Annotated in this window: 23 protein-coding genes; 6 read left to right on the forward strand and 17 right to left on the reverse strand. The window is 55.2% G+C overall.

Going from position 1 to position 25,563, the window contains the following annotated elements; genetic code table 11:
• Positions 1-143 precede the first annotated feature (143 nt).
• Positions 144-569, reverse strand: a complete 426-nt coding sequence (locus ACRDCA_RS26815) for a GNAT family acetyltransferase (protein ID WP_438692226.1) — start codon at positions 567-569, stop codon at positions 144-146.
• Positions 570-841: 272 nt separating this feature from the next.
• Here ACRDCA_RS26815 and amiA point away from each other — a divergent pair, with 272 nt between their 5' ends.
• The 3 genes from amiA (at position 842) to ACRDCA_RS26830 (ending at position 3,167) form a co-directional block, all read left to right on the forward strand.
• Positions 842-1,723: an N-acetylmuramoyl-L-alanine amidase AmiA gene (amiA, locus tag ACRDCA_RS26820; protein WP_438692510.1), complete on the forward strand. Its 882-nt coding sequence runs from the start codon at positions 842-844 to the stop codon at positions 1,721-1,723.
• Positions 1,724-1,791: 68 nt separating this feature from the next.
• The gene (gene hemF / locus ACRDCA_RS26825; protein ID WP_438692227.1) at positions 1,792-2,712 is read left to right on the forward strand and encodes an oxygen-dependent coproporphyrinogen oxidase; all 921 of its coding nucleotides are present in this window, start codon (positions 1,792-1,794) and stop codon (positions 2,710-2,712) included.
• Entirely contained in the window at positions 2,712-3,167 is a 456-nt protein-coding gene (locus ACRDCA_RS26830; protein WP_024527105.1) for a YaiI/YqxD family protein, read from the forward strand. Before hemF ends, ACRDCA_RS26830 begins: the two co-directional genes overlap by 1 nt.
• A gap of 113 nt (positions 3,168-3,280) precedes the next feature.
• Here ACRDCA_RS26830 and ACRDCA_RS26835 read toward each other — a convergent pair whose 3' ends face one another.
• The 4 genes from ACRDCA_RS26835 to ACRDCA_RS26850 all read right to left on the reverse strand — a co-directional run bounded on the left by ACRDCA_RS26835 (position 3,281) and on the right by ACRDCA_RS26850 (position 9,619).
• A complete protein-coding gene (locus ACRDCA_RS26835; RefSeq protein WP_438692228.1) occupies positions 3,281-5,521 on the reverse strand; it encodes a TonB-dependent receptor domain-containing protein in 2,241 nt (746 codons plus the stop codon).
• A gap of 128 nt (positions 5,522-5,649) precedes the next feature.
• A complete protein-coding gene (locus ACRDCA_RS26840; RefSeq protein WP_438692229.1) occupies positions 5,650-7,722 on the reverse strand; it encodes a S9 family peptidase in 2,073 nt (690 codons plus the stop codon).
• Positions 7,723-7,876: 154 nt separating this feature from the next.
• Entirely contained in the window at positions 7,877-8,677 is an 801-nt protein-coding gene (locus ACRDCA_RS26845; RefSeq protein ID WP_438692230.1) for an energy transducer TonB, read from the reverse strand.
• Positions 8,678-8,779: 102 nt separating this feature from the next.
• Positions 8,780-9,619: a ChaN family lipoprotein gene (locus tag ACRDCA_RS26850; RefSeq protein ID WP_438692231.1), complete on the reverse strand. Its 840-nt coding sequence runs from the start codon at positions 9,617-9,619 to the stop codon at positions 8,780-8,782.
• Positions 9,620-9,805: 186 nt separating this feature from the next.
• Between ACRDCA_RS26850 and mmuP the strand changes: the two genes are divergently transcribed.
• Both mmuP and mmuM read left to right on the forward strand, forming a co-directional pair.
• Positions 9,806-11,218 carry an S-methylmethionine permease gene (mmuP, locus tag ACRDCA_RS26855; RefSeq protein ID WP_438692232.1) on the forward strand — a complete coding sequence of 471 codons (1,413 nt, stop codon included), beginning with the start codon at positions 9,806-9,808 and terminating at the stop codon, positions 11,216-11,218.
• Positions 11,208-12,146, forward strand: a complete 939-nt coding sequence (gene mmuM, locus ACRDCA_RS26860; protein WP_438692233.1) for a homocysteine S-methyltransferase — start codon at positions 11,208-11,210, stop codon at positions 12,144-12,146. Before mmuP ends, mmuM begins: the two co-directional genes overlap by 11 nt.
• 45 nt (positions 12,147-12,191) lie before the next feature.
• On the opposite strand, the gene maeB is transcribed toward mmuM, so the two are convergent.
• From maeB to ACRDCA_RS26875, 3 genes are all read right to left on the reverse strand, one after another.
• Positions 12,192-14,471 carry an NADP-dependent oxaloacetate-decarboxylating malate dehydrogenase gene (maeB, locus tag ACRDCA_RS26865; RefSeq protein WP_438692234.1) on the reverse strand — a complete coding sequence of 760 codons (2,280 nt, stop codon included), beginning with the start codon at positions 14,469-14,471 and terminating at the stop codon, positions 12,192-12,194.
• 190 nt (positions 14,472-14,661) lie between these two features.
• Positions 14,662-15,063, reverse strand: coding sequence for a M15 family metallopeptidase (locus ACRDCA_RS26870; RefSeq protein ID WP_438692235.1), 402 nt, complete (start codon positions 15,061-15,063; stop codon positions 14,662-14,664).
• The gene (locus ACRDCA_RS26875; protein ID WP_438692236.1) at positions 15,053-15,379 is read right to left on the reverse strand and encodes a phage holin, lambda family; all 327 of its coding nucleotides are present in this window, start codon (positions 15,377-15,379) and stop codon (positions 15,053-15,055) included. The genes ACRDCA_RS26870 and ACRDCA_RS26875 overlap by 11 nt, the downstream gene beginning before the upstream one ends.
• 550 nt (positions 15,380-15,929) lie before the next feature.
• Between ACRDCA_RS26875 and tal the strand changes: the two genes are divergently transcribed.
• Complete coding sequence (gene tal / locus ACRDCA_RS26880) at positions 15,930-16,880, forward strand: transaldolase (protein ID WP_438692237.1); 951 nt, start codon at positions 15,930-15,932, stop codon at positions 16,878-16,880.
• 208 nt (positions 16,881-17,088) lie between these two features.
• Here the strand turns inward: tal and ACRDCA_RS26885 are convergent, their stop codons facing one another.
• The 9 genes from ACRDCA_RS26885 to napF form a co-directional block, all read right to left on the reverse strand.
• Positions 17,089-18,789: an SWIM zinc finger family protein gene (locus ACRDCA_RS26885; protein ID WP_438692238.1), complete on the reverse strand. Its 1,701-nt coding sequence runs from the start codon at positions 18,787-18,789 to the stop codon at positions 17,089-17,091.
• Positions 18,790-18,822: 33 nt separating this feature from the next.
• Positions 18,823-19,398, reverse strand: coding sequence for a GDP-mannose pyrophosphatase NudK (nudK, locus tag ACRDCA_RS26890; RefSeq protein ID WP_438692239.1), 576 nt, complete (start codon positions 19,396-19,398; stop codon positions 18,823-18,825).
• Positions 19,399-19,522: 124 nt separating this feature from the next.
• Positions 19,523-20,140: a cytochrome c-type protein NapC gene (napC, locus tag ACRDCA_RS26895; RefSeq protein WP_438692240.1), complete on the reverse strand. Its 618-nt coding sequence runs from the start codon at positions 20,138-20,140 to the stop codon at positions 19,523-19,525.
• Between the two features lie 11 nt (positions 20,141-20,151).
• On the reverse strand, positions 20,152-20,601 hold the full coding sequence (gene napB / locus ACRDCA_RS26900) for a nitrate reductase cytochrome c-type subunit (RefSeq protein ID WP_025120801.1): 450 nt from the start codon (positions 20,599-20,601) through the stop codon (positions 20,152-20,154).
• Positions 20,598-21,509: a quinol dehydrogenase ferredoxin subunit NapH gene (napH, locus tag ACRDCA_RS26905; protein ID WP_438692511.1), complete on the reverse strand. Its 912-nt coding sequence runs from the start codon at positions 21,507-21,509 to the stop codon at positions 20,598-20,600. Before napH ends, napB begins: the two co-directional genes overlap by 4 nt.
• The gene (gene napG, locus ACRDCA_RS26910) at positions 21,509-22,261 is read right to left on the reverse strand and encodes a ferredoxin-type protein NapG (protein ID WP_025120799.1); all 753 of its coding nucleotides are present in this window, start codon (positions 22,259-22,261) and stop codon (positions 21,509-21,511) included. The genes napH and napG overlap by 1 nt, the downstream gene beginning before the upstream one ends.
• A 10-nt stretch (positions 22,262-22,271) precedes the next feature.
• The gene (gene napA / locus ACRDCA_RS26915) at positions 22,272-24,758 is read right to left on the reverse strand and encodes a nitrate reductase catalytic subunit NapA (protein ID WP_438692241.1); all 2,487 of its coding nucleotides are present in this window, start codon (positions 24,756-24,758) and stop codon (positions 22,272-22,274) included.
• Positions 24,755-25,021 carry a chaperone NapD gene (gene napD, locus ACRDCA_RS26920; RefSeq protein WP_438692512.1) on the reverse strand — a complete coding sequence of 89 codons (267 nt, stop codon included), beginning with the start codon at positions 25,019-25,021 and terminating at the stop codon, positions 24,755-24,757. Before napD ends, napA begins: the two co-directional genes overlap by 4 nt.
• Positions 25,008-25,505, reverse strand: a complete 498-nt coding sequence (gene napF / locus ACRDCA_RS26925) for a ferredoxin-type protein NapF (RefSeq protein WP_438692242.1) — start codon at positions 25,503-25,505, stop codon at positions 25,008-25,010. Before napF ends, napD begins: the two co-directional genes overlap by 14 nt.
• Positions 25,506-25,563: the final 58 nt, after the last annotated feature.

The raw sequence follows: 25,563 nt of genomic DNA on the forward strand, positions 1-25,563 counted from the left end.
CCATGGTCAGGTAGCGTGGCTAAACTGTAACTCAGTGCAAAATGGGGCTGATTCGGAGCCGTGGTCAGGCAATCTTCTCTAACGAATAACGAACTCGATCGGTCCCCTCTCTCTGCGGGTGAGGGGACATTAAACACAACAATCTAATACTCCTGATCCTCGATCAGCCGTTTGCCGAGGCTGGTAATCGCCTGGATCTCGTAGCCGAGCTTTTCATACATCTCAATCACGGTGTCGTTGTCTTCACGCACCATCAGCTGGATTTTCGGGCAACCGCGCGCAATCAACTTTTTCTCCAGCCGATTAATCAACGCATTGGCAATGCCCCGCCCGCGAAAGTCCGGGTGAACGCCCAAATAATAGGCCGAACCACGGTGGCCGTCGTAGCCACCCATCACCGAGCCAACCACTTCTCCGCCCACTTCCGCCACCAAAAACAGCTCCGGATCGTGATTCAGTTTGCGTTCAATATCCATCTCGGGATCGTTCCATGGCCGCAACAGGTCGCATCGCTCCCACAGGGTGATGACCTCTTCAAAGTCGTCTTGCCGAAATACGCGAATTTCCATTAATGTTCGCCGCTGTTAATTAACACGTTTATCTACTAATTGCGTGATTATTCACTGTTAACCTCCGTGTTTCAAGCCACAGGGCGCTGGCTGCGGGTGATAACTTGCATTACAGCGGATAATCTTAAATTGATACTAGTTGGCTTACGCCAACCTGCCAACATCGCCGTGCACAGGCCAGGTAATAAATGGCAATAGTTATCAAGTCGATTAATCAGGATCAATACGCTATAACGTCGCGAAATAGTTTGATCGAGTTGGAGCCGCGCGTGATGAAGAAACAGAGCAAACCCTACCTCAATTTTACCCCCCTCACCGCTGCACCGACCCGCCGCCAACTGCTGCTCTCCGGCCTGGCTTTGGCCTTGCTCGGTGGCAAAACCGCCCCTACCCAAGCCAATATGCTGCAACCCAAACCGCACAGCAAACCGCAGCCCAAGGCTACGGGGAGCAAAAGAGTAGTGATGATCGATCCCGGCCATGGCGGTATCGACTCCGGCGCTGTCGGCCATGAAGGCTCGCAGGAAAAGCACGTGGTGCTGGAAATTGCCAACCATGTGCGGCGCTTTTTGCATGAGCACGAGCATGTGGAAGCCCGTCTGACCCGCGAGGAAGACGAGTTTATCCCGCTGTTCCAACGCGTGGAGATCGCCCACCAGCATCAGGCCGATCTGTTTATCTCGATCCATGCCGATGGCTTTACCAGCCCGGATGCCGCCGGTGCCTCGGTATTTGCCCTGTCCAATCGCGGAGCCAGCAGCGCGATGGCGCGCTATCTCTCCAATAAGGAAAACGCCGCCGATGACGTCGCGGGGGGCAAATACAAAGATCAGGACAACTATCTACAGCAGGTACTATTCGATCTGGTGCAGACCGACACCATCAATAACAGCCTGACCCTGGGCCGCCACGTGCTTGGGCAGATCCGGCCCGTCCATCGCCTGCACAGCGAAAGCACCGAACAGGCGGCGTTTGCCGTATTGAAGTCCCCTTCCATTCCTTCGGTGCTGGTAGAAACGTCCTTTATCACCAACCCTGGTGAGGAACGCCTGTTGGGAACCACCGCCTTTCGCGAAAAAATTGCGCGCGCCATTGCCGACGGCGTGATCAAGTTTTTCCAATATTACGACGTACACCAACGCAAGACGCGCTAGGCCTGCAAAATTAGGGGCGAAAAGGTATACTTGCCGCCCTGTTCAGTTACCCGTTGCGAATATCCCGTATGAGTTTACCCACCGTTGCCGCAGTAAAATCCTTCCTGCTGGCGTTGCAAGACCACATTTGTGCGCAGTTGGCCCAGGCCGATGGCGGAGCCAGTTTTAACGAGGATCGCTGGACGCGCGAGGAAGGCGGCGGTGGCCGCAGCCGGGTGCTGACCAACGGCGCGGTATTCGAACAGGCCGGGGTAAACTTTTCCCACGTTTCCGGCGCCGCACTGCCCGCCTCTGCCACCGCACATCGTCCTGAACTGGTCGGGCGCAGCTTCCAGGCAATGGGCGTGTCGCTGGTGATCCATCCGCTCAGCCCTTACGTTCCCACCAGCCACGCCAACGTGCGTTTCTTTATCGCGGAAAAGCCGGGTGAAGAGCCGGTATGGTGGTTTGGCGGCGGCTTCGACCTAACGCCATTTTATGGCTTTGAGGAAGATGCCATTCACTGGCACCGCACCGCACAACAGCTCTGCGCTCCCTTTGGCGACGACGTCTACCCGAAATACAAAAAGTGGTGCGACGACTATTTCTTCATCAAACACCGCAACGAAGCTCGTGGCATCGGCGGCCTGTTCTTTGACGATCTCAATACTCCGGATTTCGACAGCTGTTTCGCGTTTACCCAAGCGGTTGGTGAAGGTTTCCTGGCAGCCTATCTGCCGATCGTGGAAAAGCGTAAGGCACTGCCTTGGGGCGACCATCAACGCCAGTTTCAGCTGTATCGCCGTGGCCGCTATGTCGAATTTAATCTGGTGTGGGATCGCGGTACGCTGTTCGGCCTGCAAACCGGGGGGCGCACCGAATCGATCCTGATGTCGATGCCGCCATTGGTCCGTTGGGAATATAACTTCCAGCCCGCAACCGACAGCCCGGAGGCCGCGCTCTACCGTGACTTCCTGCCGGTGCGCGACTGGCTACAGGAGCAACCATAATGCAGATTTGGGTCGATGCCGACGCCTGTCCGAACGTGATCAAAGAAGTGCTGTTCCGTGCCGCCGACCGCGCAGCGATGCCGGTCACCCTGGTGGCAAATCAGCCACTGCGCACGCCGCCGTCCAAATTTATCCGCACCTTGCAGGTTGCCGCGGGCTTTGACGTGGCAGATAACGAGATCGTGCGCCGCTGTGAGAAAGGCGATCTGGTGATCACCGCCGATATTCCGCTGGCCGCCGAAGTGATAGAAAAAGGCGCTATAGCCCTGAATCCGCGTGGCGAGCGTTATACACCAGACACCATCCGTGAACGCCTGAACATGCGTGACTTTATGGATACTCTGCGCTCCAGCGGGATCCAGACCGGAGGGCCGAATACTCTCAACCAGCGCGATCGCCAGCAGTTCGCCAATGAGTTGGACAAGTGGCTACAACAGGCTAAACGGGCCAATTAGTATGGGGAGACACCCCTCACCCCAACCCTCTCCCCAAAAAAGGAGAGGGGGCTGGTAAGGTGTTGTCATCAGGTACAGGAGCCTAATTGCGGCTCAGGATTAGGGGCATCAACCTAGAAACGCACCTCGCCGCCAAACAGATAGGTCCGTCCGCGTGCGGTGTTGGCCGCAGTGGCATCGTCCCCCTGGATCGGCAACATATTCAGCTTGTTAAGCGCATCGGAATAGCTTTTGTCCATCACGTTCTGCACGCTGAACTTCAGCAATACGTTGCGGTTGATCTGATAGGTGCTGTACAGGTCGATCACGGTGGGAATATTCGGCATCTCCTGTTTCATCAACTGTCCGGTTTGCTCACTCGTTTCATAGTCAGGAGAAAGGCGGCGCGCCTTGCCGGTATATTTGATGATGCTACCTACGGTCAACGTTTCATCAAAGAAACGCAGCCCGCTATCCAGCGTGAAATACATGTCCGGCAATTCGTTGATATCTCCCGCGCCAAAGTAGCTACTGGCGATAGAAGTCGGCTGGTCGGTGTGCTGTTTGCTGAATGAGGCGCGGGCAAAGCCACGGCCAGCATCATAATTGGCTTCCAGCTCAACCCCATGAGTGCGCACCGGCGTCAGCGAGTTGACGTAGATATACATGTTATCCGAAAATTCCTCGCTTTCATCGCTCCAGTCATTCTGCAAGTTCTCCCCCAGGCTGCACTTACGGCCATTGCGGCACACCATGTACGACTCACTGAAGATATAGTTTTTGATTTTACTGGTGTAGACCACCGCCTTAAAGCGCAGGGTATCCTGCTTGAACAACAGATCGTTACCGCTGAGGTTAAAGCCCGCCTGCCAGGTTTCTGACCGCTCCCCCTTCAGGAATGGGTTCATCGAAGCGCCGCCGGAGTTGGAGTAGAACACTTCCTGAATATTCGGTGCACGCATGGATTTACTGTAGCTGGCAAAGGGTTGCAGCCAAGGCGTAACCTGTGCGGATAGCATCACCGAAGGATTAAATCCGTGTTCCTTCAGATCGATGTTGGCGCCACCCTGCGGAAAACACTGCACCCGCAAATCACAGGCCGGTTTATAGCCGCTGAGCTTGTTGTTGGCATAGTTCAGATTGAGATCGAGCTGGTAGATATCCCGATTGAGTTGCAAACCGGTATACAGGCTGGCGATACGCTGATCGCCCGACGGCGCAAAGGTGTTGTTCTCGATCGCCTCATGCGCCGTCTGCGGATCCTCAATCTGCGACTCGACGTGCTTTTCGTACTGGTTGCGCATCAGCTTGCCGCCGTAGGTCAACGCCACGTCGGTCTGCCACAGGTTGAAGCGGCTGGTATTATTGATATCCAGCGCGTCGGAGCGGTTTTCCGCATTGGTATTAAAGAAAGTGAACAGCGAGTCGCTGTCATATTTCTGATTACCTTTGCTATGGCTGGCAGTAATATTCACATCCACCAGTTCGGAGAATGGCGCGTAGTGATACTTGATATAAAAGTCGTTGCTGTCGATATCGCGGCGCGAGAATTTATTCTGGTAAGTACGGGCAGATAATTCAATGCTGTTATATTCGTTGGGCTTGATATCAACCTTGAACAGCTGCGACTTGGGGTTTTGCTTCATAAACTCGTCGTAGCCAAAATCCTCACTGCTCACGCCGTCGCCGTTATTAAAGTTGGAATAGATGGAACTGCCGCTAATGGCCGCCATTACGCCCAGACTACCGGTATCGCTGAACGCGGTCCCTTTTGCCCCGACGGCGATCATCCCGCTGCGGCCAATGCCGTTGCTCCCCACAGAAAACTTGGTGCGCACCCCAAATGGATTATCGGCAAACACCACGTCATCCACGCCAATAGTGCGGAAGTTGGCGCTACCGGCCAACGCATTTACCCCAGACGCACCGCTGTTTTCCCCCCGAGCCACGTCAACGCCAACAATAAAGTTCGGGTCAATCAGCACCCCGGATTGGTTATTGGTTGAGCCGTGTGACATAACGCCGGAGGTTGAGGTGCCAAAATAGCTCTGGGTAACGCCATCAACCATGGTATTGACCCGGCCAAAGCCGCTCATGCCACGGATATTGACGCTAACCGCCCCCTGGCTGGGATCGATTTGGGTAAAGGTACCGGGCATACTGCGCAAGATATTATCTATCGACTGGAGATTTTTACTCTCGTCACGCGAACTGAATGCACCCGGTTTTTCCAATGCCTCCTGCTCGCTGTTATTCGCCGCCGCCGAAACGTTCAGCGGGCTGAATGTCGCTTGGCCTTTATCATCTGCGGCCAGCAATGGGCCAGCCAAAACCATACCGGTGCTGACGGCACCAATAAACAGTTTGATTTTCATAGTTCCCCTAAAGTATTGCTATCAAAGTCAGAAATGATCAGTGCTCAGCAAAAAATACCGTCATAAAAACGGCGAAAACTTATTGTTGTTATTTTCCATGCGGCAATTAAGCCGCATGGCCAAACGGGTTATTGCTGCGTTTTTTCATCCATCGCCAAAATAAAGCTGTATTCCAGAGCGCTATTTTCCAACCGGCTTAAACGCCCCGATTTTCCGCCGTGGCCTGCGGACATATCCGTAGACAGCAGCAGCACCGCATCCCCCTGCTGGAATTGGCGCAGTTTCGCCACCCATTTGGCGGGTTCCCAATACTGCACCTGCGAATCGTAAAGCCCGCTGGTGACCAACAGATTCGGGTAATGCTGCGCTCGCACGTTATCGTACGGGCTGTAGGATTTGATCAGCGCGTAGGGCTGTGGCTGGTTGGGGTTGCCCCACTCTTCGTATTCACCGACGGTCAGAGGAATGCTGTCATCTAACATGGTGGTCAGCACATCAACAAAAGGCACCTGTGCCACCACCGCGTTATACAGTTGAGGAGCCTGATTGATCACCGCCCCCACCAGTAAACCACCGGCGCTGCCTCCCATGGCGTAAATACGCCCCGGTTGCCCGTAATGCTGGTCGATCAGCGCCTGGGTGGCATCGATAAAGTCGTTGAAGGTGTTTGGCTTGTTCGCCAACTTACCCTGTTGATACCAGCTTTGCCCAAGCTCACCGCCGCCGCGCACGTGGATCAGCGCATAGACAAAACCGCGATCCAACAGGCTGATGCGGTTGGCGCTGAACGCCGGGTCCATGCTCATGCCGTAGGCGCCGTAGCCGTAAACCATCAGCGGACTTTTACCAGGTTTGAATTTGGTACGGTTATAGACCAGCGAGACCGGCACCTTGACCCCGTCACGGGCGGTGATCCACAAACGTTCACTGTGATACAGGCTGGGCTCAACGCCCTTCACTTCCTGCTGTTTCAGCAATTGCCTGGTGCCGCTATTCAGATCCCATTCATAGGTGCTGGTTGGCGTGGTCATGGCCGAGTAGCCATAACGCAGACGGTCACTTTGCGGATCCGGGTTAAAGCCAAGCCAGGCCATATAGCTGGCATCATCAAACGGAATGCTGCGTTGCTCGCCCCCTTGCCAGGCAATCTGACGCAGATGCACCAGCCCTTCACTGCGTTCTTTCACCACCAGCCAGTCACGAAACAGGGCAAAGCTTTCCAGCTCGCTGTTTTCCTGTGGGGCGATCAGTGGCCGCCAAGGCTGGCTAGCGGACGCCGTCTGGTACAAACCGAAATGCGCGCTTTGATGGTTGGAACGCAGATAAAACTCACCGCGATAATGGTCGAGGTAATATTCGCGCCCGGTCTGGCGCGCGGCAAAGAGTTGCACCGCACTTTGCGGCTGGTTGGCGTCGATCAGGCGCACTTCGGAAGTGGTATTGCCGCTGATGGTGACGATCACGTAATCCCGCGAAGAGGAGCGATCCAGGCTCAGGTAAAATGCCCGATCGTTTTCCTGATATACCAGCTTATCGTCGGCGACAGGCGTACCCAATTGATGACGATATACCTGATAGGGTGACAGGGTTTGGGGATGATTGCGTATATAGAACAAGCTGCTGCCATCGTTGGCCCACACCATATTCCCGGAAGTGTTTTCAATCACCTCTTTAGCCCAATCGCCACTGGCCAGATCGCGCAGGGATATGTTGTATTGCCTGCGGCCCTGGGTATCTTCTGCCACGGCCAGGCGGCGGTTATCTTCACTGACCGCCAACCCGCCCACCCGATAATATTCCTGCCCATGAGCGCGCTGATTGGCATCCAGCAACGTCTGCCAGGCAGAGTCACCCGTCAACGCCTGCCGTTGGTAGACGGCAAACTCTTTACCCGCATCGATGCGTTCCTGGTAGCGGTAGCCGTTGAGCTGGTAGGGAACCGAGCGGTCTTCCGGACTCATGCGGCCAAGCATCTCCTGATACAACCGATCGCGTAGCGCCTGATACGGCTGCATCACCTGCTCGGTATAACGATTTTCGGCTGTCAGATAGGCCAACACCTTATTATTCTGGCGCTGGTCATCGCGCAGCCAATAATAATTATCGATGCGGGTTTCACCCTGGGTGGTTAATTTATGCGGAATAATGTCAGCCTGGGGCGGGCTTATCACCGCCGCGTTGGCAGTACTTAATAACCCCATAAAAATCAGTAGATAAGCATTAGAATGCCTACGGTAACGAGCCAATTGAACACGCAATGTCATAACCCCTCACGATAATTTGAGCGTAGCAAGCCCCTCTCCTGTTGCGCACAACGAGAGATAAAGCCTGATGGGTAAACTCTTTTTGGTTGGCCTACAACAACGCCAGATTAAAATCCACCGCCATAGTCACGGCAACCTTGCCTTGGCGCAGCATCTCCGCCGGTGGCGTAGGTAACGGCTGCGCACGCATAATCACCGCCAGCGCTTCACGATCCAATGATGCGGTGGCAGAGGGCGTTTTAAGTATGACATCGGCTACTCGCCCCTGGGCATCCACCACAAAACTCACCACCGGCGCTCCCGAGCGCTGACGCCGTTTGGCATCTGCCGGATAGCGCTTCACACGGTTGAGTAACCCTTTGACCTGGCTTTCCCAGGAAAGCTTGGCCTGCGCCTGCGCGGTGGAATCACTGTTTAACGGGGCGGCTACCCGCTGCGCCAGCTGTAGTGCCTTGGGAGCCGACGAGCTGGCTGCCGCAGCGTGCGTGACGTCTTGTTCTTCCTCCATCGGAGTCGGCGGCTTTGGCGGCGCTTTACGCCGCTGCTTATGCGCATTCTTGTTGCGTTCGGCCACCACAATTTTTGCCGCTTCAGCACGCGCCAGCTCTGGCATTTCCGGCTCTTGCTGCTGTTGCACAGGCTGTGCCGCCGAACTCTGTGCCTGTTGCTGCAACCCCAACGGCAACGGCTCTGGCTGGCTTGGCGCTTCGATCTGCGCCGCCCAACTGAGCATGATTGCCGGTGGCGGCATCAGCACCGGCGGCAGCGACGTTTGCGGCCAGTAAAACAGCGACACCAGCGCCAGGTGAGCGCCTAGTGCATACAATAAACCACGCCCCCAGCGCGGCTGCGGCAGAGCAACAACCTGAGGGCAATAAGGCTGACTAAACATAGGGACAGTAGATTACCTAATTGCGAATGATTGCAGATCACATTTGCTAATGATAATCATTTGTAAATGTTAATGACAGATCTTTTCGCAATCCTGACGTAATCATTTTGCGGTTGGCGTAACCCACAGGTAATCCGCCATTGAGCGATCGATGGCGACCCCCTGCTCAGCCAGCATCAACACCGTAAATTGGGCTTCGGGCTGTATGTCCTGGATGTGCAAGGGTACACCGACCGTTCTGGAAGCGTGATAACCGCCCACCATCAGTAATGCCGGGGTTGGCGCAGCCAGTAAACTTTCGGCCATACGACGATCGCGCTGTTGCTGAATGGCAAGCATCGCGTGCAACTGCACCTCATCAATTTTGCCGTCATGGGAGTCACGGATGGTGGCGGCTAACGCCTGCTGGACTTCTGGCTGCACGGAGAGCTGACCTTTGGGGAATTCAGGCCGTTGATAAAACGCCATGATCTCATTGCGATCGAGATTGGCAGACAGCAAAGGATAAGGGGCGCGCATGACCGCCATCACCACATCGCCGTACAGCGGCCATTGCCAACTGGCTTGCCAGACAATCAGTTCTGCGACGCGGCTATCACGTACCGTCGGATCGGTTTGCAGCCACTGCTTCACTTCATCCACCTTGGCCTGTTGGCCAGGCGTGATCATTTCCATCAGGACACTGCCCTGCGGCCGCTGCTGCGCTAACTGCTCCACCAGCCACAGTTCGATCTGGTGATGGCAAAAGTTGTCATGCTTTTCACCCACGATCACCCGAGGTTGAACCGCCAGACGCGTCAGTAACTGTTGCGGCGTCAATACTTCACCGCTGCGCAAATCAACAATCTTACCCAATGTGGCAATGTCGCTTTTCGGCGAAGAGCCGGGCCCTTGACTGCAGGCCGTAAGAACCAGTGTGGCTAACAATATCAGAAACTTCATTGTCGTTTTTCCTTACACAAAAGTGGCGACATTATAGATAATAATTATCATTTGCATATAGGAATTAGCAGCACCTGGCGGCAGCGAGCACCTATTTCTCGTTATCTTGTTTTGAGTTACGTTGATTTCGTTGAATAGAGCGGGTATAACTTACGGCCATGTAGACGTCCATATGGATAGATTGTTATGCAACCTGCTGCCGCTGAAGGGCAATTCAAACGCACCATGAAAGCCCGGCATTTGGTGATGCTGTCGCTGGGGGGCGTGATCGGGACCGGTCTGTTTTTCAACACCGGTTACATCATCTCCACAACCGGCGCGCTGGGAACCCTGTTGGCCTATATCATTGGCGCTCTGGTGGTCTATCTGGTGATGCTGTGTCTGGGTGAACTTGCCGTCGCCATGCCGGAAACCGGCGCATTTCACGTCTACGCGGCACGCTATCTTGGCCCGGCAACCGGCTATACCGTCGCCTGGCTGTACTGGCTGACCTGGACCGTCGCGCTGGGTTCCAGCCTCACCGCCGCCGGTTTCTGTATGCAATACTGGTTTGCGCAATCACCGGTCTGGCTGTGGTGCCTGATTTTTTGTGCTGCTATTTTTCTGCTCAACGTCGTGACCACCCGTTTCTTCGCCGAAAGTGAATTCTGGTTCTCGCTAATCAAGGTGATCACCATCCTGGCGTTTATCGTGCTGGGCGGCGCGGCCATGTTTGGCCTGATCCCGATGAAAGATGGCACGCCAGCGCCGTTCCTGAGTAATCTGACCTCATCAGGTTGGCTACCCAATGGCACGTTACCGATCCTGATGACCATGGTAGCGGTTAATTTCGCGTTCTCCGGGACCGAGCTGATCGGCATTGCGGCGGGCGAAACCGAAAATCCGGAAAAAGTGGTGCCCTGGGCCATCCGTACCACGGTGATCCGCCTGATGGTGTTCTTTATCGGCACGGTATTTATTCTGGCAGCGCTGATCCCCATGGAGCAGGCCGGGATCGTCAAAAGCCCGTTTGTCCTGGTCTTCGAACGCATCGGTGTCCCTTATGCCGCCGATATTTTTAACTTCGTGATCCTGACCGCCATTCTTTCGGCCGCCAATTCCGGGCTGTATGCTTCGGGGCGCATGCTGTGGTCGCTGGCCAATCAGCGTACTCTGCCCGCCTATTTTTCACGGGTGAATGCGCGCGGTATTCCAATGAATGCTCTGACGTTCAGCATGCTCGGCGGCGTGCTGGCGCTGTTGACCAGCGTGATCGCGCCCGATACGGTATTTGTGGCACTGTCTGCCATCTCCGGCTTTGCGGTCGTGGCCGTCTGGCTGAGCATCTGTGCCGCCCACTACGTTTTTCGCCGCCGTTACCTACGCAGCGGTCAGCCGATAGACGGGCTGAAATACCGCGCGCCGGGCTACCCACTGACGCCAATTGTCGGTTTTGCGCTATGTCTATTGGCCTGTATTGGTCTGGCATTCGACCCTGAGCAACGTGTGGCGCTGTATTGCGGCCTGCCGTTTGTGGCGATCTGTTATCTGACCTATTACCTGACCCGACGCACCGGGCAGAAAAACCTACTGAATACCGGAGAAGAACATGTCGGTTAACAACCCTCTGGCCGCCTTGCTGGCCGATAACCGCACGTTAGTGTTGGACGGGGCAATGGCCACCGAACTGGAGGCCCGAGGTTGCGATCTCACCGATCCGCTATGGTCGGCAAAAGTGCTGATTGAAAACCCGGAGCTGATTTATCAGGTGCATCTGGATTACTTCAATGCGGGAGCGCAATGCGCCATTACCGCCAGCTATCAGGCCACGCCCCAAGGGTTTGCACGCCGGGGCCTGGATGAGTCGCAATCGCTGGCACTGATCGCCCAAAGCGTCCACCTGGCACAACTTGCCCGTACCGATTATCTGGCCCAGCATCCACAACAATTGCCTTTGCTGGTTGCCGGTTCGGTCGGCCCATATGGCGCTTATCTGGCGGACGGCTCTGAATATCGTGGCGACTACCAACTGCCGCCAGCAGAGATGATCGCGTTCCATCGTCCGCGCATCACCGCCCTGGCCAACGCCGGAGTGGATTTGCTGGCCTGTGAAACGCTGCCGTCGTTCGCCGAATTACAGGCACTGCTGGCGCTGTTAGAGGAGTTCCCTGCGTTGGGTGGCTGGTTCTCTTTCACCCTGCGTGATAGTCAGCATCTTAGCGACGGCACGCCCTTGGCCGTGGTCATGGCTGAACTAAACGGTAATCCGCAGGTTCTGGCGGTCGGCGTTAATTGTATCGCGTTGGAAAACGTCACTCCGGCGTTGCAACAGCTTGCTGCACTGAGTGATAAACCGTTACTGGTTTACCCTAACTCCGGTGAACACTACGATGCGGTGAGTAAAACCTGGCATAGCTGCGTTCACCAACAGCATCAGTTGGTGAATCAGCTAGCCGACTGGCAGCATGCCGGTGCCCGCTTGATTGGCGGCTGCTGTCGCACCACCCCTGCCGATATTCAAGCCATTGCCGAGCGCTGCAACGCATAAAAAAACCCCCAGAGGCCAACGCCGCAGGGGGTCACGTTCACGCCATCACAGCGGTTGCGTCTGCGCTTCCACTACCGCCAACGCCACCATGTTAACGATGCGGCGTACCGAGGCGATCGGCGTCAGGATATGTACCGGCTTGGATACGCCCATCAATACCGGCCCGACCGTCACACCTTCAGATGAAGAGACGCGCAACAGGTTGTAGCTGATACGCGCCGCTTCCATGCTTGGCATGATCAGGATATTGGCCGAGCCTTTCAGTGGGCTGTCCGGCATCAAATCCTGACGGATGCTTTCCACCAGCGCAGCGTCACCATGCATCTCACCGTCGATCTCCAATTCTGGTGCCATCTGGTTGACCAGTTCCAGCGTTTTACGCATTTTGCTCGCCGATGCGCAGTTGGAAGAGCCAAAGCTGGAATGGGACAACAGCGCCACCTTCGGTTCAATCCCGAAGCGCCGTACCGTATCCGCTGCCATCAGGGTGATTTCTGCCAGTTGTTCCGGCGTCGGATCGTCATTGACATAGGTATCGGCGATAAAGGTGTTGCCGCTTGGCAGCAGCAAGGCATTCATGGCCCCAGCCACGTGTACCCCCTCACGGAAGCCGAACACTTTCTCCACCACGTCATAATGCTCATGGTAGCTGCCGATGGTGCCACAAATCATGGCATCGGCCTCCCCACGGTGTAGCATGATGGCGGCGATCAGCGTTGGGTTGCCGATCACGGCACGGCGAGCCTGCTCCTGCGACACGCCACGGCGCTTCATGATCTGGTAATACTCCCCCCAGTATTCATTAAAGCGCGGATCGGACTGGTTGTTCACCACTTCAAAGTCTTTGCCCGGTGTGAGTTGCAGGCCAAGTTTCTTCAAGCGCATTTCAATCACACTCGGACGCCCCACCAGGATCGGATAAGCCAGCCCCTGCGAGACCATCTCTTGAGTGGCATGCAGTACGCGTTCTTCTTCCCCTTCGGCCATCACGACACGTTTCACTTCTTTTTTCGCCTGGGAGAAGATCGGCTTCATAAACAGGTTGGTTTTGTAGACGAACTCGGTCAGTTTCTCTACATAGGCGTCAAAGTCTTCTATCGGACGCATCGCCACGCCGGAATCCATGGCGGCCTTGGCCACCGCTGGCGCAATCTTGACGATCAGGCGCGGGTCGAACGGTTTTGGAATGATATATTCCGGGCCAAAGGAGAGATCCTGATCGCCATACGCCGAAGCGACTACGTCGCTCTGCTCTGCCAACGCCAAATCGGCAATGGCGTGCACACAGGCCAGCTTCATCTCTTCGTTGATGGTGGTGGCCCCGACATCCAGCGCACCACGGAAGATGAACGGGAAGCACAATACGTTGTTCACCTGGTTTGGATAGTCAGAGCGGCCGGTACAGATAATCGCGTCTGGGCGCACCGCTTTCGCCAACGGCGGCAGAATTTCCGGTTCCGGGTTAGCCAGCGCCATGATCAACGGATCCCGGGCCATGGTTTTCACCATGTCTTGCGTCAAGACGCCAGGGCCAGAGCACCCCAGGAAAATATCGGCATTGGGAATGGCGTCTCCCAGCGTACGCTGGCCGTTATCCACAATGGCATACGCCGCTTTGGTTTCTTCCATCTTGGCGTCGCGGCCTTGATAAATCACGCCCTTGGAATCACAAACGGTGATGTTCTGTTTGCTCAGGCCCAGCGCCACCAGCAGGTTCAAACAGGCAATGGAAGCTGCACCTGCACCTGAGACCACCAGACGTACGTCGGAGATGTTTTTCTTCACCACCCGCAGGCCGTTCAGTACCGCTGCGGTAGTAATAATCGCCGTGCCGTGTTGATCGTCATGGAATACCGGGATCTTCATGCGCTCGCGCAGCTTCTTCTCAATATAGAAGCACTCGGGCGCTTTGATATCTTCCAGGTTGATGCCGCCAAAGGTCGGTTCCAGCGCGGCGATCACGTCAATCAGCTTGTCAGGATCGAGTTCATCGACTTCGATATCGAACACGTCAATACCGGAAAACTTCTTAAACAGAACCCCTTTGCCTTCCATTACCGGCTTACCGGCTAACGCGCCGATATTCCCCAGCCCCAGTACCGCGGTACCGTTGGAGATCACCGCGACCAGGTTACCTTTGGCGGTATATTTATAAGCGGCCAGCGGATCGGCGGCAATTTCCAGACAGGGAGCGGCCACGCCCGGCGAATAAGCCAAGGCCAGATCGCGCTGGGTGGCTAGCGGTTTGGTCGGCGATACCTGGATCTTCCCTGGGACAGGAAACTGATGGAAATCAAGGGCACTCTGTTTGAGCTGTTCGTCCATTATGGGTTCCTTTGCTTTCTTCTTTTATGATGAGGTAAGGCAATAACGCTGAACTAGTATAGTGAGAGAATCGTCACAAACTTTGAAGCGTGCCATAACCTTGGGCGAAACTTGTAAATAAAAGTTAAAAGCAAGTTAAACGAACAGAAAAGCAGCGGTTTTTAGTGCACCAGGGGTGACCACTGACCGTTCAAGCCGGATAATCTTTGAACGGCAATTGGAAATGCGGACCATCTTTCAGCGTTTTCCATTCGCCCCCCCACTCGACGTTGATACCACATTCCAGCCCCGCACGCCGCACCGCCGACGCAATCTGGGCATAGTAATCCCATTCCCATGACACTGTCCCCGAAGGCATGGCCACGACGTCGACCGCATGCCCGGTAAGATGGCGACTTCTCAACGTCTGGCTTTTCCCCTCACGTAGCAAATCCCGCTGCCGGGCCATAGAGCGCAACCCTTCGGTAATGGAGAACGGCACCAGCGAAAAACGCCGCGCCAGACGCATCACCCGTACCAGATCGGGATGTACCCCAAGCAGGTTGGTTTCGCTGCGTGCGTTAAATTTAATTTCCGACTTTTCACTTATCATTTTTAAATCCTGTTTTTTTGCCAATAATTCTTTTAATTAACTCACCAAGGTAATCCGCACCGAGGAAACCAATTAATACGCTGATGGTATTCGCCCATGCCAACTCCAACCCCATCAGCGATAACAGGTCACGCACGGTTAATGCCAATAAGGCACAAATGCCGGCATTTAATAACCGGTGGCGCAATGGCATATTCAGATACGCGCCCTTCAATAACGCCATGCTGCCGGCTAACAGGGCATTGAATACCGGTTGCAGATATTCACAGACTCGCTGAATGATTACGCCAACGGCGTCTGGCTCAAAGCTAGACATAGCTCCTCCTGTTTTTTAGTCACACGCCCTTGCGCGGCCTTTTTGAACGCTCAATAAAAGTGAGTCGCGTGAGCCCAGATGAATATCTGGGGGAATAAAGGAATAACGCGTTCCATTTAATTAACGAGGTAAAAAAGCCACCGTTACTGATTAGCGCGGCCATCCCATAAGCATAATTATACCGGCGACCACGGGGCTGTCGTTTGCTTTGCGTTGTTCGAGCGCTCAACGGACAAGGGAGGGAAATCGTCGTAAATCTGTTCAACCCGTCGCTTTCCTCCAGACTCAGGATCACGTGGCATACGTCCTAATCGCTATTATCCATCGCAACAATCAGAAAAAGCGCATTTCATTCACTGACTAAATGGTGCAGTGTGTTTCCCTATTAATGTAAATCGTTCTTATTTATCTTTACCCTATGGATTTCAAGTTGCAGCTAGGCGGCCAGTTCACTCATCCCCAGGAGCTTACTTTAGTAAGTGACTGGGGTGAGTGAATGCAGCCAACAACGCTGCGGCTAGAAAGACGACGGGTAAACAAGGAGCTATAAATGAACCAATTGGACGCACTCAAACAGTTGACCGTGGTGGTTGCCGACAGCGGTGATATCGAATCAATCCGCCAGTTCGAACCGCAAGATGCCACCACCAACCCTTCGTTGATCCTCAAGGCCGCGGCGCTACCGCAGTATAAATCACTGATCACCGAAGCGTTGGACTACGCCCGCCAGCAAGGCGGCAGCAAAGAAACCCAGTTGATTAATGCCAGTGACCGATTGGCGGTGAATATCGGGGTAGAAATTCTAAAAAGCGTGCCGGGCCGCATCTCCACCGAGGTGGATGCTCGCCTGTCCTTCGATCGAGGTATGTGCGTGGCTAAAGCGCGCAAGCTGATTGGCATGTATCAAAGCCAGGGGATCGATAAATCCCGCATTCTGATCAAGCTGGCCGCCACCTGGGAAGGGATCCAGGCAGCCGAAGAGCTGGAAAAAGAAGGTATCAACACCAACCTGACGCTGCTGTTCTCCTTTGCTCAGGCTCGCGCCTGTGCCGAAGCTGGCGTGTTCCTGATTTCACCGTTCGTTGGCCGTATCTACGATTGGTATCAGGCCAGACAACCGATGACCAATTATGATGCCGAGCAGGATCCGGGCGTGAAGTCCGTCCGTGCCATTTATGAATACTACAAACAGCACCGCTATCAGACCGTGATCATGGGTGCCAGCTTCCGCAAGGTTGAGCAGATCCTGGCGTTGGCCGGCTGTGACCGTTTGACCATTGCGCCTAACCTGCTGGAAGAGTTGAAGCAGAGCAATCAGCCTATCGAACGTAAACTGACGCCATCGGTTGAAGGGTTCCACCAGCCCGCGCCACTGGCCGAAGCCGAGTTCCGCTGGCTGCACAACCAGGATGCCATGGCGGTTGAGAAGTTGGCCGAAGGCATCCGCCTGTTCGCCGTAGACCAGCAGAAGCTGGAAGATATGCTGGTAGCGCAGCTGTAGTACTTTGAAAACAGGTGAGATAATCCCCCTCACCCTAACCCTCTCCCACAGGGAGAGGGAACTGTACGTGCCACAACTTATCCCCGTACCTACCTACGACTCCGAACTCGCTCCCTCTCCCCTACACTGTGTTCATTAGAGCCAGGACTACATTGGGAGAGGGTCGGGGTGAGGGGCCAGACAACGAATAAAACAAGACTACTCTCACCTACAAACAAGAAGGAAAGTGCTGCTTTAACAGGGTCATCATATTTCGCTTACGACGAAACTCGGTCGCTAATTGGGCCACTGCCTGGTTGAAATCACTCAATGAATGCTGATTGTCCTTGAGCCGAGCCTGTAGCTGCAATAACAGCGTTGTCGCCCTTTCATAGCTAGCGCTGTTGATCAAGTCTTCCACAATCCGCAGATACAGTGCCAGCACTTCAGCCGGTTGATCCTCAGTCAGCAAATCGGCCAGCCGCAGTATTTGTTCCTGCGACCCACCCCCTGTCTTGATGCAATCTTTAGCTTTTTCGATCTGCTGATGTTCAAAATAAAACTCTAACAGTTGCCCTCGCAAATGCGGATTTCCGAGCAATACCTGTTCCACTTTAGCTAGTAGTTCAGGCTCTGGTTTTCCAAGTTCTTCATGTACCGCAAGCAGCTCTCGATATTGTTCAGAGTAAGGTTGTTGTTCAAATAATCTCCACGCCATTTTCCATGCCGAAGTGTGTTCACCGAGCGCGACCCTTATCCGTAATTCTTGCTGGCAACAGAGGGCTTGGACATGGCCGTCGGTGGTCGCTTTTTTCGCCCTCAGTAACCAATCTTCTGCTTCAAGCTCTTCCTGATGGGCAAGGCAAATTCTACTGAGAGCCAGAAAGTCATGCCAATCATGGGCCAACAGCGATCGCAAGCGCAGCTCTTCACGCCAGTTACCACTTTGCTGGGCTGCTTTCACCAACGGTTTGGCATAGCATTCCATATGCCAAGAGGGCTCCGAAGGTTGATCTGCACTCTGGAGCTCCGTTGCCAACTTTTCGAATGCATCGTGACATAATTCCAGCAGGTGGGTTTGCACCTCACCGGTCGCAACAAAGTGCTCACCAACCGTCGGAAAGACCTCGTATTCGTTGCAGTCCAAATGATCAAACAGCCACCGTGCTTTCTTTACTGCGGGCCAGTCGAGTTTGTCAAAAATCTGCGACATTTGACCAAAAAGCTGTTCCTGGATAGCGGTTACGCGCTCGCCAGAGTCATCGATAAACTCCAGCACTTCGTCCAGCCGTTGTACCACATGCCAACTCAGCAACCACTGATCGTCGATGGATAGCCGCTCCATCGCTAGCCAGACGTCACCTAGCTGCAGCTCTGCGGTAAAGAAATATTGCGCCGCTTCATTCCAATCCCAGGCTTTACGCTTCGGCAACGCCTTATTCACCATCTTCTTGAGCTGTTTTAGCGAGGAAGGTTCGAGTGCTAGCGTGGCCTTGAATAGCCACTCACGCATCACGTTTTTGTCGCTCCGCAGCAATTGCAGCAGCAACGTGATGAGTTCATCGGGATGCTTTTGCAGAAGATAACGACGCAGTAGCTGCTCATCGCCGCTATCCTGCGGCAGGTCGGTACTCTGGCTAAGCCGTAAGGCAACGGCAACCGCATGTTTGCAAACCGCCCAAGAATTGGCAGCCGGGCAAGTACAGCGGCATTGCAGTTCGGCACCCGCAGCGATCATAACGAAATAGGGATAGTTGCGACTCCCCATGACATCGGCGGTCACCCCATTATCCCGGATCTTGACGTTGCTGATGCAATTTGATGCCGCCAGTTGCTCCCCTCTCTTCAAAAGCCCTGGGTCAACGGATGCCAGCAATTCAGCCATAGCCGCCAAGGGCGGAACGATGGCAATTTCGCTAATTGATTTCATCAGGTGTCCTTTTCCTGCCTCTAATTATCAGAACTACTCCATCACCCGATGGATCTGTAGATACTGCAACAGCATGATGGTTTTACCATCCTTGAGACGACCGTCAGCGATCATCGCAATGGCCTCACCAAACGGCAGTTCCACCACTTCAATATCTTCATCCTCAATGCCGCCACCGCTGGTTTGCCGCTCATCATCCTGATACTCGGCAATAAAGAAGTGGAGGATTTCCGTGACGCCACCCGGCGACATATAAGCCTCAAAAATCTTTTGCACCTGCGAAACCTGAAAACCGGTTTCCTCAACCGCTTCTCGGCGGGCGCATTGCTCAGGCTGATCGTCATCCAGCAACCCGGCACAGGCTTCCAGCAACATGCCCGTAGTATTGCCGTTGACGTAGGTTGGCATGCGGAACTGGTTGGTCAGCACCACGGTGCCCTTGGCGCGGTTATACAGCAGAATGGTCGCCCCGTTGCCGCGATCGTAGACCTCGCGAACCTGTTCGATGGTGCCACCATTTTTACGTTTCAAATCAAAAGTGTACTTATTCAATACGTACCAGTTATCTGACAACAGCTGCTTTCTGATATTTTCAATTTTTGACGACATATTCCCTTCTTGCGTGAGCCAATTCACTCTAACCTTTGGCCACTAGCAAAGCGCAGCCGCGGCGGATTTGCAACAAAAAAACCCCGCAGGCCTTGCGGCGCTGCGGGGTTTTCATCAACCAGAATCAGAAACCGGTAGGCACACCGTGCATGTCTGGCAGTTTATGTGCAATCCCTTTATGGCAATCGATACAGGTTTTGCCTTCGGTAATCGCTTTGTCATGCATCTTGGCCGCCACGGTTTTCTGCGCGGTGAAGTCCATATACTCGAAGTTGTGACAGTTACGACACTCCTGCGAGTTATTGGCCTTCATACGCGCCCACTCGTTGCTGGCCATCGCCAAGCGATGTTCTTCGAACTTTTGCGGCGTGTCGATAATGCCAAATATCTTGGCATACAGCTCTTTACTAGCCTTCATCTTACGCAGCATCTTCGGGCCCCACTCGTGCGGGACGTGGCAATCCGGACAGGTGGCACGCACGCCGCTGCGGTTGTTGTAGTGCACCGTCTCCATATACTCTTCGTAGACGTTTTCACGCATTTCGTGGCAGCTGATACAGAATTTTTCGGTGTTGGCCGCTTCCATACCGGTGTTGAAACCGCCCCAGAAAACGATCCCGGCTACAAAGCCCAACAGCAGCAAAGTCCCCAGGGCCAACCTGCTCGGCCTGCGCCACCAGCGCCATAACCGGCGGATCGGCCCGGCCTTTTTCTCGGATGTTGTGGTATTACGTTCGGCCATAGCTCCCCCGCTTAGTGCCCAAAGCCCTGCATTGGCTTGAAATCATTACCGACGATTGGTGCCGCATCGGTTTGTGGTACGTGGCATTGCAGACAGAAATAACGGCGTGGAGCGACTTCCCCCAGTACCTTGCCATCGCTGTCCATAAAGTGTGTCGGGCTGATGCGCGGTGCCCCGGTGGTGCGGTAGTGCTCCACGCCGTGGCACTGCAAGCAGCGGTTAGTGTTTTTGCTAATCTGGTAGCCGTCGACGCTATGCGGGATCATCGGCGGCTGATTGACATAGTTTAGTGCCATCTTTTCCTGCTGCTTGGGCATTTTTATCTGCCCTTCAGCGGTGCCGGAAACCTCTGGCGATTGCTTGAGATCGACATCGCTGGCGGCAAACGCGGCACTGGCAACTACCAGTGTTAACAGCGCGCCCCACAGGGAAAGCTGCTTTTTCAGGACATTGCTGGTCATTTTTTGGCTCCCGAATAATGAAATTTGCTCTTAATTTCGAATACGTTTTCTGCACAAACGTCGATACAACGTCCGCAGGCAATACAGGCATCACTGGCAACCTGCGGTGTGCCTTTTTTGACTAATAATGGCTCACGCAGGATCTGCGGTTCCGGGCAAACATGAAAACAATCCATGCAGCGGGTACAGTTATCACGGTTCTCCGCGCTGATCTGCACCACGCCTTGGCTACCAATGGCGCCATACAGCGCCCCCATTGGGCAAAGATGGCCACACCAGCCATGTTCGACCACCAGCAGATCGAACAGAAACAGCGCCACAATCAACCAGATGCCAGCACCAAATGCGGCACCCAGCCCTTTCAGCCAGGCTAATGTGCCTTCCCCGCTGCTGCCGTGGATCAACCCGCGCCCCATCAAGGCCACCGGATTAATCCATTCCCAAATCAGCGTGCCACTCACGGCACTGCCAACCAGGACGACGAGCAAGATGCCGTAGCGCAGGGAGCGAGGCAGGCTGGCCGATTGACGCAGGCCTAACTTGCGCCGCAGCCAGGCCGCCAGGTCGGTCACCGGGTTGACCGGGCAAACCCAGCCGCAAAACACCCGATTACCGATCAGGCCGTAGATCAGCACCACCACCGCCCCAACCCACACCAGCCAGGCTGGCCAATGCCCAGCCAACAGGCTTTGCAGCATCATCAACGGATCCGTTAACGGCACCGTCTCTGCCAATAGGCTGGCGCTGTAGTTACCGCGCAGGATCCAGATGCCCCACAGCGGGCCGGAGAGAAACATCAGCAAGATCAACAGTTGACTGCAACGCCGCAGGATCAGGAAGCGATTGCTGCGCAACCAGCCATGACGCAAACGGGCATCACGCCCGGCTTGAGCGACTGGATTAGCCATCATTCACCTCCCTTTACGCCGCGTGCCGGCAATGTGAGTCCTTCCGGCACCAGTGATTGCCCTGCGCGCTGCTTTTCCTGCCAGCCCCAGCGATAGTGTTCACCCAACTGACCGCGCGCCAGTTCCATCGGTAACACCTTGATCGCCGCCTGCTCCAGCACGCAAGCCTGCTCACACTTGCCACAGCCGGTGCAATCCTGGCTGTGTACCGTTGGCAGGAACATGGCGTGCTTGCCGGTGCGTACGTTATGTTGCAGCTCCAGCGTGATGGCCTTGTCGATCTGCGGGCAAACCCGGTAGCACACATCGCAACGCAGCCCTTGCCAGTTCAGACAGTTTTCATGGTCCAGCAACACCGCCAGCCCCATCCGCGCCTGATCGATATCCGTCAGCTTCGGATCCAGCGCACCGCTCGGGCAGGCCACCACGCACGGGATGTCTTCACACATCTCGCAAGGGATGTCCCGCGCCACAAAGTACGGCGTTCCCGCCGCCTTCGGTGACAACAGCGTCGCCAGTTTCAGCGTCTGGTACGGGCAGGCTTGCACACACTGGCCACAGCGAATGCAGGCGCTATCAAACGCCCCTTCGGCCAGGGCACCCGGTGGCCGCAGCGTCAGGCCATCGCGCGCCTGAGATTGCTTTTGTTGCAACCCCAGCAGCACGCCAATCCCTGCCAATCCGGCCACACTGCGCGCGGCATCCCGTAGGAAACGCCGCCGGGCTGGTGTTTTATCTCGTTGCTGGCTCATTCCGTTGGCCTTAAACCTTCTCCAGTTTCACCGCACACTTCTTGTAGTCGGTCTCTTTGGACAGCGGATCGGTGGCATCCAGCGTCAGGTTGTTGACCAGTTGTGCGGCATCAAAGAATGGCATATACACCAGACCTTTCGGCGGGCGGTTACGGCCACGGGTTTCGACGATGCTGACCACTTCACCACGGCGTGACAGTACCTTCACCTTGTCACCACGGCGCAGATTGCGGCTCTTGGCGTCCAGCGGATGGATAAACAGCACCGCTTCCGGGAAGGCTCTGTGCAACTCTGGCACCCGGCGAGTCATCGACCCGGTATGCCAATGCTCCAGTACACGGCCGGTTGACAACCACAGATCGTATTCCTGATCCGGGCTTTCCGCCGCAGGCTCGAACGGCAGTGCGAAGATCACCGCTTTACCGTCTGGCTTGCCATAGAAGCGCACGCTTTCACCGGCTTTCACATAAGGATCGGTCCCTTCGCGGTAACGCCACAGGGTTTCTTTGCCATCCACCACCGGCCAGCGCAGACCGCGCGCCTGATGGTACATATCAAAGGCGGCCAGATCGTGGCCATGGCCACGGCCAAAACCGGCATATTCTTCAAACAGCCCTTTCTGGATGTAGTAACCGAATTCGCGTGACTCGTCGTTCAACTGTTCGGCAGGGATCTCTTCCAGCTTGTATTTGTTCACTTCACCGTTGGCGAACAGGACGTCGTACAGCGTCTTACCACGGTATTCCGGCTTCTGGTTGATCAGCTCGGCAGGCCACACTTCTTCCACCTTGAAGCGTTTGGCAAATTGCACCAACTGCCACAGGTCGGATTTAGCCTCACCCGGTGCTTTCACCTGCTGATGCCAGAACTGGGTACGGCGCTCGGCATTACCGTAAGCCCCTTCTTTCTCCACCCACATGGCGGTAGGCAGGATCAGGTCGGCGGCCAACGCGCTCACCGTTGGGTACGGATCGGAGACCACGATAAAGTTGCGCGGATCGCGCCAGCCCGGCATACGTTCTTCATTGATGTTCGGCCCGGCCTGCATGTTGTTGTTACACATCACCCAGTAGGCATTCAGCTTGCCGTCTTTCAACGCACGGTCTTGTGCGACCGCGTGCAGACCGACTTTTTCCGGGATGGTGCCGGCTGGCAGCTGCCATTTCTGTTCGGCAATCTGGCGGTGCTTCTCGTTGGTTACCACCATGTCGGCTGGCAGACGGTGGGAGAATGTCCCCACTTCACGCGCGGTACCACAGGCGGAAGGCTGACCCGTCAGCGAGAATGGCCCACAGCCTGGCTTGGAGATTTTGCCGGTCAGCAGGTGCAGGTTGTAGCACAGGTTATTAGCCCAGACGCCGCGAGTATGCTGGTTGAAGCCCATGGTCCAGTAAGACACGACCTTCACATTCGGGTCGGCATACAGCTTAGCCAGCGCTTCCAGTTGGTCTTTCGGCACGCCGCTCATTTCGGCGGTCTTTTCCAGCGTGTATTCCGCCACAAAAGCCTTGTAATCCTCGAAGCTCATCGGCTCGGAAGCATCGCTACCCGGGTTTTTCGCTGCTTTTTCCAACGGGTGAGTTGGACGCAGGCCGTAACCGATATCGGTCGCCCCTTTGCGGATATTGACGTGCTGCTTGAGGAAATCCTGGTCAACCGCATTGTTCTGAATAATATAGTTGGCGATGTAGTTCATGATCGCCAGATCGGTCTGCGGAGTGAACACCATGCCGTTATCCGCCAGCTCGAAGCTGCGGTGTTCGAAGGTGGAAAGTACCGAGACGTTGACCTTGTCATTACCCAGGCGGCGGTTGGTAATGCGCGACCACAGGATCGGGTGCATTTCCGCCATATTGGAGCCCCACAGCACGAAGGCGTCGGCCTGCTCGATATCATCGTAGCAGCCCATCGGTTCGTCCATGCCGAAGGTGCGCATAAAGCCGACCACCGCAGACGCCATACAGTGGCGCGCGTTCGGATCGAGGTTGTTGGAGCGCAGGCCCGCCTTGAACAGTTTGGAGGCCGCATAGCCTTCCCATACCGTCCACTGGCCGGAGCCGAACATGCCAACCGATTCTGGCCCTTTCTCTTTCAGTGCCCCTTTGAACTTTTCTTCCATAATGTCGAAGGCTTGCTCCCAACCGATCGGGGTAAACTCACCTTCTTTATCGTACTGCCCGTTCTTCATACGCAGCATTGGCTGTGTCAGACGATCCTTGCCGTACATGATCTTGGGCAGGAAGTAGCCTTTAATACAGTTCAGACCCCGGTTAACCGGAGCATCCGGATCGCCCTGCGAAGCCACGACGCGGCCATTTTGGGTACCGACCAGAACGCCACACCCGGTGCCGCAGAAACGGCAAGGTGCTTTGTCCCATTTGATTTCGTCACCGCCACCGACCACGGCTTGGGCGACCGTTGGGATCGTCAGCCCGGCAGCTGCGGCAGCAGCCGCTGCGGCGTTCGCTTTCATGAAGTCTCGACGACTGAGTTTCATGGCATTACCTCACCTTGCTCATCCTGCTGGTGATAAACCAGCGACACTGCCAACACGCCTTCCAGATTGCGCGTCGACTCAATTTTTTCCAGCAACGCTTGAGAGCTTGCTGCTTGCATAACGACGACCAACTTGCCCTGCTGCTGGTCCTGTGTCGGAATTTCTGTATCCGGGATTGCCAGCAGCGTCTCAATCAGCGCCGGGAATTTTTCTGGCCGAGCCTGCACCATCAACCCGCTTACGTGCCATTCACTGTTCATTATTTTCACTCCGGGTTATTGCAATCGCCGAGGTCGGGCAGCTGGTAACACAGGCACCGCAACCATTGCACGCCGCCGCCTCGAGCGCCGGTTGGGCTATGCCGCCCAACCGTGGCCGAAAACGGATTGCCTGCGTTTCACAACTGTCCTGACAGCTGCGACATTCAACCCCCTGCATCGCCAGGCAAACGGCCGAAAAGGACGCGGCTTGTTGCCAGGGTTGGTGCTGTGGAGGGTAAAACAGTGGGGCTTCGCAGGCATCTGCGCATTGTCGGCAAAAGGTACATTCCGCGCGTTGGAAATCGATTTCGGGATAACCGCCGCTGCCGCTGATCAACACGCCGGTTTCGCAGGCGTTGACGCAAGCCTGGCATCGGGTGCAACCCGCAAGGAACAGAGGGGCTTCACGCGACCACGGGGGACGGATCGCATCAGTTTGATGACGCCATTGTCCGCTGAGCAATCTGCGTCGCGACAATTCGGCCATTCGGGTTATCCTTCAAAGTTGGCAACACGCGCGCGTGTAAAAATTATAGTGTGATTTT

This window comes from Serratia sp. (in: enterobacteria) (assembly GCF_051654945.1).
Taxonomy (GTDB): Bacteria; Pseudomonadota; Gammaproteobacteria; order Enterobacterales; family Enterobacteriaceae; genus Chania.

Excerpts from the sequence above, each read along its gene's own strand:
- napG (WP_025120799.1), bottom strand. The coding sequence starts at position 22,261 with ATGAGCCAGCAACGAGATAAAACACCAGCCCGGCGGCGTTTCCTACGG.
- napC (WP_438692240.1), bottom strand. The coding sequence starts at position 20,140 with ATGGCCGAACGTAATACCACAACATCCGAGAAAAAGGCCGGGCCGATC.
- ACRDCA_RS26840 (WP_438692229.1), bottom strand. The coding sequence starts at position 7,722 with ATGGGGTTATTAAGTACTGCCAACGCGGCGGTGATAAGCCCGCCCCAG.
- ACRDCA_RS26875 (WP_438692236.1), bottom strand. The coding sequence starts at position 15,379 with ATGTCTAGCTTTGAGCCAGACGCCGTTGGCGTAATCATTCAGCGAGTC.
- mmuP (WP_438692232.1), top strand. The coding sequence starts at position 9,806 with ATGCAACCTGCTGCCGCTGAAGGGCAATTCAAACGCACCATGAAAGCC.
- napB (WP_025120801.1), bottom strand. The coding sequence starts at position 20,601 with ATGACCAGCAATGTCCTGAAAAAGCAGCTTTCCCTGTGGGGCGCGCTG.
- ACRDCA_RS26815 (WP_438692226.1), bottom strand. The coding sequence starts at position 569 with ATGGAAATTCGCGTATTTCGGCAAGACGACTTTGAAGAGGTCATCACC.
- amiA (WP_438692510.1), top strand. The coding sequence starts at position 842 with ATGAAGAAACAGAGCAAACCCTACCTCAATTTTACCCCCCTCACCGCT.
- napA (WP_438692241.1), bottom strand. The coding sequence starts at position 24,758 with ATGAAACTCAGTCGTCGAGACTTCATGAAAGCGAACGCCGCAGCGGCT.
- mmuM (WP_438692233.1), top strand. The coding sequence starts at position 11,208 with ATGTCGGTTAACAACCCTCTGGCCGCCTTGCTGGCCGATAACCGCACG.
- maeB (WP_438692234.1), bottom strand. The coding sequence starts at position 14,471 with ATGGACGAACAGCTCAAACAGAGTGCCCTTGATTTCCATCAGTTTCCT.
- ACRDCA_RS26835 (WP_438692228.1), bottom strand. The coding sequence starts at position 5,521 with ATGAAAATCAAACTGTTTATTGGTGCCGTCAGCACCGGTATGGTTTTG.
- napH (WP_438692511.1), bottom strand. The coding sequence starts at position 21,509 with ATGGCTAATCCAGTCGCTCAAGCCGGGCGTGATGCCCGTTTGCGTCAT.
- ACRDCA_RS26845 (WP_438692230.1), bottom strand. The coding sequence starts at position 8,677 with ATGTTTAGTCAGCCTTATTGCCCTCAGGTTGTTGCTCTGCCGCAGCCG.
- ACRDCA_RS26850 (WP_438692231.1), bottom strand. The coding sequence starts at position 9,619 with ATGAAGTTTCTGATATTGTTAGCCACACTGGTTCTTACGGCCTGCAGT.
- tal (WP_438692237.1), top strand. The coding sequence starts at position 15,930 with ATGAACCAATTGGACGCACTCAAACAGTTGACCGTGGTGGTTGCCGAC.
- hemF (WP_438692227.1), top strand. The coding sequence starts at position 1,792 with ATGAGTTTACCCACCGTTGCCGCAGTAAAATCCTTCCTGCTGGCGTTG.
- ACRDCA_RS26870 (WP_438692235.1), bottom strand. The coding sequence starts at position 15,063 with ATGATAAGTGAAAAGTCGGAAATTAAATTTAACGCACGCAGCGAAACC.
- ACRDCA_RS26830 (WP_024527105.1), top strand. The coding sequence starts at position 2,712 with ATGCAGATTTGGGTCGATGCCGACGCCTGTCCGAACGTGATCAAAGAA.
- napF (WP_438692242.1), bottom strand. The coding sequence starts at position 25,505 with ATGGCCGAATTGTCGCGACGCAGATTGCTCAGCGGACAATGGCGTCAT.
- nudK (WP_438692239.1), bottom strand. The coding sequence starts at position 19,398 with ATGTCGTCAAAAATTGAAAATATCAGAAAGCAGCTGTTGTCAGATAAC.
- ACRDCA_RS26885 (WP_438692238.1), bottom strand. The coding sequence starts at position 18,789 with ATGAAATCAATTAGCGAAATTGCCATCGTTCCGCCCTTGGCGGCTATG.